Raw genomic sequence first — 6,779 nt, 5'->3', positions numbered from 1 at the left:
TGATCCTGTCCCCGTGGGCGGGCCGTGAGGTCCGCCCCGCGTGACAGCCTCTCGGGGGGGGGGGGGGGGGGGGGGGGCCGCCGCCCGCCCCCCCCCCCCCCCCCCCCCCCCCCCGCGCCACCGGAGCCGCTCCCCTAGCCGATGTGGTCGCGCCGGGCGATCAGGAAGGCGCGCTCCGACTCGTTCCCGGTGAGCCGGGCCGCGGTGTCGAGGGCCTGGGCTGCTTCCCGTGTTCGGCCGAGGCGGGCGAGGAGGTCCCCGCGGATCGCGTGGAAAAGGTAGTAGTTCCCGAGGTCCAGGTCGTCGACCACCCGAAGGGCCGCTGCCGGGCCCCGGACCTCGGCGAGTGCGACCGCGCGGTGCAGCGCGACCACCGGGCCTGCGTCGAAGTGCCCGAGCCGGTCGTACAGCACGAGGATCTGCGTCCAGTCGGTGACGGGATCGGTGTGCACGGCGTTGATCGCGGCGAGGATCTGGTAGCGGCCGGGCCGGTTGCGGCGCAGGCAGGAGCGGACGATCGCGCGGCCCTCGGTGACCAGGTCGGCGTTCCAGCGGGAGCGGTCCTGGTCGGCCAGGCGGACCAGGCTGCCGTCCTGGTCGGTGCGGGCGTCGCGGCGGGCCTCGATCAGCAGCATCAGCGCGAGCAGCCCGGCCGCCTCCGGCTCGTCGGGCATCAGCTCGACCAGCAGCCGGGCCAGCCGGATCGCCTCCGCGCACAGGTCGGCGCGGCCGAGTTCGGTGCCGGAGGTGGCGACGTACCCCTCGTTGAAGATCAGGTAGAGCACCGCGAGCACCGCGCCGAGGCGGTCCGGCAGATCGGCGTCCCTCGGCACCCGGTACGGGATCCCGGCGTCACGGATCTTCGCCTTCGCCCGGACGATCCGCTGCGCCATGGTCGGCTCGGGCACGAGGAAGGCGCGGGCGATCTCGGGCGTGGTGAGCCCGCCGAGAAGTCGCAACGTGAGCGCCACCTGCGCGGGGACGGCCAGGGCCGGGTGGCAGCAGGTGAACACCAGCCGGAGACGGTCGTCGCGCACGGGGCCCTCCTCGACCTGCTCGTCCGAACCGTGGAGGAGCTGGGCCTCGGCATGCTTGTGGGCCCGTACCGCTTCGCGGCGCAGCTCGTCGACGGCGCGGTTGCGGGCGGTGGTGATGATCCAGCCGGCCGGGCTGGGCGGCATGCCGTCGACCGGCCAGCGCCGCACTGCGATGGTGAACGCCTCGGCGACGGCGTCCTCGGCCGCACTGATGTCGCCGAGCCGGCGCACGAGTACGGCGACGGCTCTGCCGTACTCGGCGCGGAACACGGCTGCGATCTGCTGCGGTGTGGGACTCAATACGGTTCGACGTCCTGGAACGGGCGGACCTCGACCGGGAGCGTGGTCGCGGCGGCCGCCCTGCGGCCCCACTCCAGTGCGACGTCCAGGTCGGGTGCGGTGATCACCCAGATCCCGCCGACGAACTCCTTGCCCTCGACGTAGGGACCGTCGGTGAGCAGGCCGTCGGCGCGCACGACCGTGGCCGTGCCGGGCGCGTGCAGGCCGCCGGTGAACACCCACGAGCCGCTCTCGCGGAGCTCCTCGTTCAGCTGGTGCAGATCGGCCTTGATCTTCTCCATGGCCGCGGGTTCCGCCCGGCCTTCGGGCTGGTAGATCGAGAGCAGGTACTTCCCCATGGCTGCCTACCTGCGGGAGTAGCGGGCGATGATCACGCCCTTGGTGGTGGTGACGCTGTCGGTGAGCTCGAACTCGGTCAGCGGCGCGGGGCCCTCGAACAGTCGCATGCCGGTGCCCAGGGTGAGCGGGTGGATCAGCAGCTGGTAGTTGTCCACCAGGCCCGCGGCATGCAGCTCGCGGACCAGCGTGGCGCTGCCGACGATCATCAGGTCCTTGCCGTCCTCCGCCTTGAGCTCGGCGACCGTCTCGGCGGCGTCGCCCTTGAGCAGGACCGAGTTCTGCCAGGCGTCCGCATTCTCCAACGTCCGCGAGCAGACGTACTTCGTCGCCGCGTTCATGTGCGCGGTGAACGGGTTGCCGTCCTCGCGGTTGCCCCACGCCGTGATGAAGTCCGTCCAGGTCCGGTGTCCGAACAGCATGTCCCCGGGCCTGGACATGCTCCTGCCCATCTCCCTACCCAGGACCTGGTCGTTGTACCGGCCGCCCCAGCCCCCATGAGTGAAGCCACCGCGGGTGTCCTCGTCCGGACGGCCGAGGCCCTGGACAACTCCGTCGAGAGTGACGGACAGCGTGGCGCTGACCTGACGCATGACGTGCTCCTCGCTCCTGCGAACCGCTCCTCCGCGGCCCGTTTCACCCCCTACACGAAGAGCCACCCGCGAAATCGACACCCGGCCCGAAATTTCTTCCCCCACGAACGTGCAGGACCAGGTGACATCTGGGGGCGGACCGGCCTGCCCGGCGTCGGCCCTAGTGATCTTCGGCCGCTCGTTGGGTCGGCACGGAGCGGTCGAGCTGGAAGTCGAGCAGCTCGCGGAACAACCCGTCGTCGTCGGCCGCCAGGGCGTCGTAACTGCCCTCCTGGACGACGCGTCCGGAACTCATGACCAGGATGCGGTCGGCCAGCCGGGTGTTGGCGAGGTTGTGGGTCACCAGGACGGTGATCCGCCCCTTGGCCATGGCGCGGACTGCGTGCAGGATCCGGTGCTCGGCGGCCGGGTCGAGGTCGCTGGTCGGCTCGTCCAGCACCAGCAGTCCCGGTGCCTGGGTGCTGCGGTAGACGGAGCGGGCCACTGCGGCGCGCTGCCATTCCCCGCCGGAGAGCTGGTGGCCGCCCAGCCACTCCTGGGCGAGCAGCGTCCGCCAGCCCGAACGCAGACCGGCCACGACCTGGTCGAAGGCGGCGGCCCCGGCCGCTTCCTCCACCCGGGCCTGGAGGCCGGCGGGTTCCGTCCCGGGTGCGGCGAGGTGAATGTTCTCGGCAGCCGGGAGCGGCCAGCGGGCGAACTCCTGCGGGGTGTAGGCGACCCGGCGCCACAACGCGTCGGCGTCCAGGTCCTCGATCGGCACCCCGTCCCACCGCACCTCACCGTGCCCCGGCTCGGGGAGCAGCAGTCCGGTGAGCAGTCGGGTGAGGGTGGACTTGCCGGAGCCGTTGTGGCCGACGATCGCGATGACCTCGCCCTGGCGGAGCGTCAGGTCGACGCCGTGCAGGGCGGTCTTGGCCTCGGTGCCGGGGTAGGTGTAGGTGAGGTCGCGGACCTCGATCGTGGTGGGAGCGGCGGGGGTGCGGGTGCCGCGACGGATGCGTGCGCCGCCGGCCTGGTCGAGGAAGTTGGCCCAGTCGTCGAGGTAGAGGCCGACGCGGTAGAGGCGGGCGCCGGTGCCGACGACGCCCTGCAGGCCGCTCGCGGCGGTACGCAGCGCGAAGGTGGCGGCGAGGCCGGCTGCGACGGTGATCCGGCCGGTGGCGACGATGGTGAGCAGGGTGCCCCACACGAGGGCGGTGCCTGCTCCGGTGGCGAGGGCGGCCAGGGCGGAGACGCGGGCGGCGGTGCGGGTGGCCGTGTCGGTGGCGTCGGCGATCTTCTGGTCGGCGGCACGGTACTTGCTGAGCAGCAGCGGGGCGACGGTGCTGGCACGGACCTGGTCGGCGTGCAGTTTGTCGACGGCCCACCAGCGGTAGATCCGCAGCGCGCGGCGTTCGTCGGTGGTGGCCAGGGCGGCGAGGTAGTGGATCCGGGCGGTACGCACGGCAGCGATGCCCGCCGGGGCGGAGCCGAGCAGCAGGGCGGGGAAGAGCAGCGGGTCGAGGGTGGCGACGATGCCGGCGGCGGCGAGGAAGGAGACCGCGGCGGCGATGACGTCCAGGGCGTCGGCGAGCAGGTCCGGGGCGGTCTGGGCGCCGCGGTCGGCCGCCTCCCAGGCGTCGTTGAAGTCGGGGGTGTTGTAGGCGGCGAGCTCGGCCTGGGTGCCGGCCTCGACCAGGGCGAGCTCGGCGCCGCGGGCGATCCTGGGGGCGATCCGACCGGAGAGCGCGGCGACGACGACGCCGAGCAGGGCCCGGGCGCCCGCCGAGAGGGTCAGGACCGTCAGAGCCGGGGCGGTCTGCCGGAGGTGCTCGGTGACGGGCCCCTCGCGCATCACCCCGGCCAGTGAGGCCGCGGTGGCGGCGAGCACCACCGCACCCAGGATGCCGGAGATCGCCTGGCAGACCAGTACGGCGGCGGTGGAGCGGCGGTCCGCCTTCCAGGCCAGTCCGAGCGCGCGGCGCACCAGGTGCGGGAGGCGGCGCACCATCGAGCCGGTGGAGAGCGAGGTCGCGGCTACCGCTCGGTTGTCGCCGGGCAGGTCGAAGCGCAGGTTCTCGTTGTGCTCATGCTGCTGGTCGGAGCCGGGTCGGCCGAGGTGGGCCGGGGCGACGGGCTGGGCCGGGGCGACGGGCTGGGCCGGGGTGGCGGGCTGGGCCACGGGCGTCTCCTGGTGGTCAGGAACGGGCTGGGGCAGCCCGGAAGGCCCTCGGAGTTGGCAGGTCGGTCTGCCGTCGGAGGGCTTGCCCCGCTCCGGCTTCGGCGGCCGGCGAAGAGGCGGGGGTTGAATCCTGGCAGCCCTCACCGACACCTTCCGGCGTGTCCTCCGCACTCTCACTCGATGTGGCCAAATCCGTTCTGACGTAGGCGAGTTGCCACACTCTGGCAGCAGCTTTCGGTCCACTCCCGGACGTGGTCAACGGTTGCGGCCGAGCTGCGGAACGGCTTCCAGCGCACCCTGATCTTGTGATGGCTCCACCTGCCCACCGCGTCGACCCGGTCTCTCTGCGGCACGGTCAGTACGTGTAGTAGTGGCGCGGCCGATGTGGATCGTTCCAACGGTCGTGCTCGGCAAGGCCGATCAGCCTCAGGCGTTGGAGCAGGTCGTAGTCCCACGTGTCGACGGCCTCGGTTGCGCGCCCGCGACGGGTTCGGGGCTGACCAGGCTGTAGGCCCAGAGCGCGTGCAGGAACTCCCGGACGGCCGAGGCCTGCTCCCGGGGCCATTCCTGCCAGCGACCGCGGGCCAACGACATGCCGATCTCGTCCCGGTACCACCGAACGACTCCGACCGGCAGTCGACGACGGCGGCCGCGAGCTGAGGCAGGACACGGCGGAGCACCGCGCCGTGGTCGCTCCAGTCGGGGCCTGCCAGGACCGCCGGAGGAGATCAGGATCGAGTTCGACACCCGGCACCTTGAGGAGTGCGAGCTCTTCGGCACTGCCCCAGTGGCACGGGCAGTTGTACTCCGCCGGCCCAGCCTGGCGAAGATCGCTACGTTACCGGTGGACAGGCCGGTGGGACGAGCGGGGCCGCACAGTCCCGGCGGCGCACCATCGCCTGATCGAGCTCAGGGAGTCGGGGCACAGGTGCGGTCTCCAAGTTCACCGAGGTCGAGAGTGGCTTCGGACGTCGTGCCGTCGTGGTTCAGCTCCAGCACGATGCTGCCCTTCGTGTAGTCGGGGAACCAGACGGCGTACAGCGTCCGGGCCCCACCCGCGACCGTGCCGACCCGGCGGACTTCCAGGGGCGCGCCTCCGCACGTCGCCGAGCTCACCGTCTGGTGGTCGGCGCCGAAGAGGCGTACCCAGCCGTCGGTGAAGAAGGTGTCGACGGATTGAAGCCCTGCGTCCGGCGCGACGGGCGGATCCAGCGGGTGGACGGCGCAGCCCCGGGTCTGGACCTGGGTCAGGGAGACCGTGGCGCTGCACTGCCGCTGGTCGCTCGTCTCCCAGACGTAGGCGCCGCCGTTCGGCCAGGCCTGAACCAGCATCACCCCCTGCGGGCCGGGGGCATCGGCGCCCGCCACCACCGTCGGCATCAGGAGGGAACGGGTCCGGTCGATCACCGCCGTCAGGTCCACCGGCGTGGGAGACGGCACCGCCGTCGAGGCGGAGGCGGGTGGGGGGGCCGGCGCTGTGGGGCCCCTGTCTCCGTCCGAACAACCCGTCAGGGCCGTGAGCAGGAGGACGGCCGTTCCGAAGGCAGTACGAAGTCCGTGCCGCATGCGCGTTCCTCCCCCGTGGTGCGCCCCGAGAACGGGACGCGCTCAGGAGATTACAGCAGCCGGTCCGGACGGCCCGGCATGCCCGTCGGCGATCGTGCTGGTCGGGGACTTGCGGACGACGTTGACCGTGTTCGCGGGGTCATTGCCAGAGCTGCTTCGACCAGTCACCCCGGGGGCGATAGGCACGGCCGTCACCGACCTGATGCATCCCACCGGGAACAACGTCCCCGTGGTACGGGTACTGCTCCGTCACCGCCGCCAGCAGGAACTCCAGGAAGCCGCCCTCGAAGAGGTCCCACTGCCGCAGCGAGTCGAACTTGGCGGCGACCGGCCACCGGTCCGGGTCCTGGTCCCGCATCAGCCAGAAGAACTGGTCGGCGTTCCAGTTGTTGCCCCACTTCAGGAGCCCGCCCTCGGCCGGGAACATCGGGTACGGGCACTCGTCGTGGTTCCCGCCCCGGTAGGCCTCGGCCAGGGTGGCGCAGTATCCGTAGGGGTCCGTCGTGGCGTACAGAAATCCCTCGAAGCCCAGCGGCTCCCCGATCTGGGGGCTGGGCGCTGCGGATGGCGCGTAGATGTGCAGCTCGTCGCTGATGCTGATCATCCCGTACCGGTCGACGAATGCCCGGTAGTCCGCGGGTAGCTGGAAGCCGAGCGTCTCGCGCCCGAGTTCCCACGGAACCGGCACCACTCCGCCCGCGGGCGGCGGCCCGATCACCGCGCCCAGCCGGTCCAGCATCTCCTCGATGTGCATGTCCACTCCCGTCGGCCTCCGGTTCTCGCCGG

Annotated in this window: 6 protein-coding genes; all 6 read right to left on the bottom strand. The window is 72.1% G+C overall.

Features of this window, described 5'->3' with window-relative positions; translation table 11 throughout:
* Positions 1-134: 134 nt before the first annotated feature.
* A complete protein-coding gene (locus tag ACGFX4_RS22970; RefSeq protein WP_393077440.1) occupies positions 135-1,337 on the bottom strand; it encodes an RNA polymerase sigma factor in 1,203 nt (400 codons plus the stop codon).
* Positions 1,334-1,675, bottom strand: coding sequence for a YciI family protein (locus tag ACGFX4_RS22965; RefSeq protein WP_393077438.1), 342 nt, complete (start codon positions 1,673-1,675; stop codon positions 1,334-1,336). Before ACGFX4_RS22965 ends, ACGFX4_RS22970 begins: the two co-directional genes overlap by 4 nt.
* Positions 1,676-1,681: 6 nt before the next feature.
* Positions 1,682-2,266, bottom strand: a complete 585-nt coding sequence (locus tag ACGFX4_RS22960) for a dihydrofolate reductase family protein (RefSeq protein WP_393077435.1) — start codon at positions 2,264-2,266, stop codon at positions 1,682-1,684.
* Positions 2,267-2,426: 160 nt separating this feature from the next.
* Positions 2,427-4,427 (bottom strand): ATP-binding cassette domain-containing protein, encoded by a 2,001-nt coding sequence (locus ACGFX4_RS22955; RefSeq protein ID WP_393077432.1) that lies wholly within the window; start codon positions 4,425-4,427, stop codon positions 2,427-2,429.
* A 909-nt stretch (positions 4,428-5,336) separates the two neighbouring features.
* Positions 5,337-5,867, bottom strand: a complete 531-nt coding sequence (locus ACGFX4_RS22950) for a hypothetical protein (RefSeq protein WP_393077429.1) — start codon at positions 5,865-5,867, stop codon at positions 5,337-5,339.
* 265 nt (positions 5,868-6,132) lie between these two features.
* Entirely contained in the window at positions 6,133-6,747 is a 615-nt protein-coding gene (locus ACGFX4_RS22945; protein WP_393077426.1) for a hypothetical protein, read from the bottom strand.
* Between the last annotated feature and the right edge of the window lie 32 nt (positions 6,748-6,779).

It is taken from the genome of Kitasatospora sp. NPDC048365, assembly GCF_043200835.1.
GTDB classification, from domain to species: domain Bacteria; phylum Actinomycetota; class Actinomycetes; order Streptomycetales; family Streptomycetaceae; genus Kitasatospora; species Kitasatospora terrestris.
Note: the sequence above shows the minus strand (reverse complement) of the source record. Positions and strands in the feature narration are given on the sequence as shown.

What these genes read in the sequence shown, in the direction of transcription:
- ACGFX4_RS22965 (WP_393077438.1), bottom strand. Translation starts at nt 1,675, where the DNA reads ATGGGGAAGTACCTGCTCTCGATCTACCAGCCCGAAGGCCGGGCGGAA.
- ACGFX4_RS22960 (WP_393077435.1), bottom strand. Translation starts at nt 2,266, where the DNA reads ATGCGTCAGGTCAGCGCCACGCTGTCCGTCACTCTCGACGGAGTTGTC.
- ACGFX4_RS22945 (WP_393077426.1), bottom strand. Translation starts at nt 6,747, where the DNA reads ATGCACATCGAGGAGATGCTGGACCGGCTGGGCGCGGTGATCGGGCCG.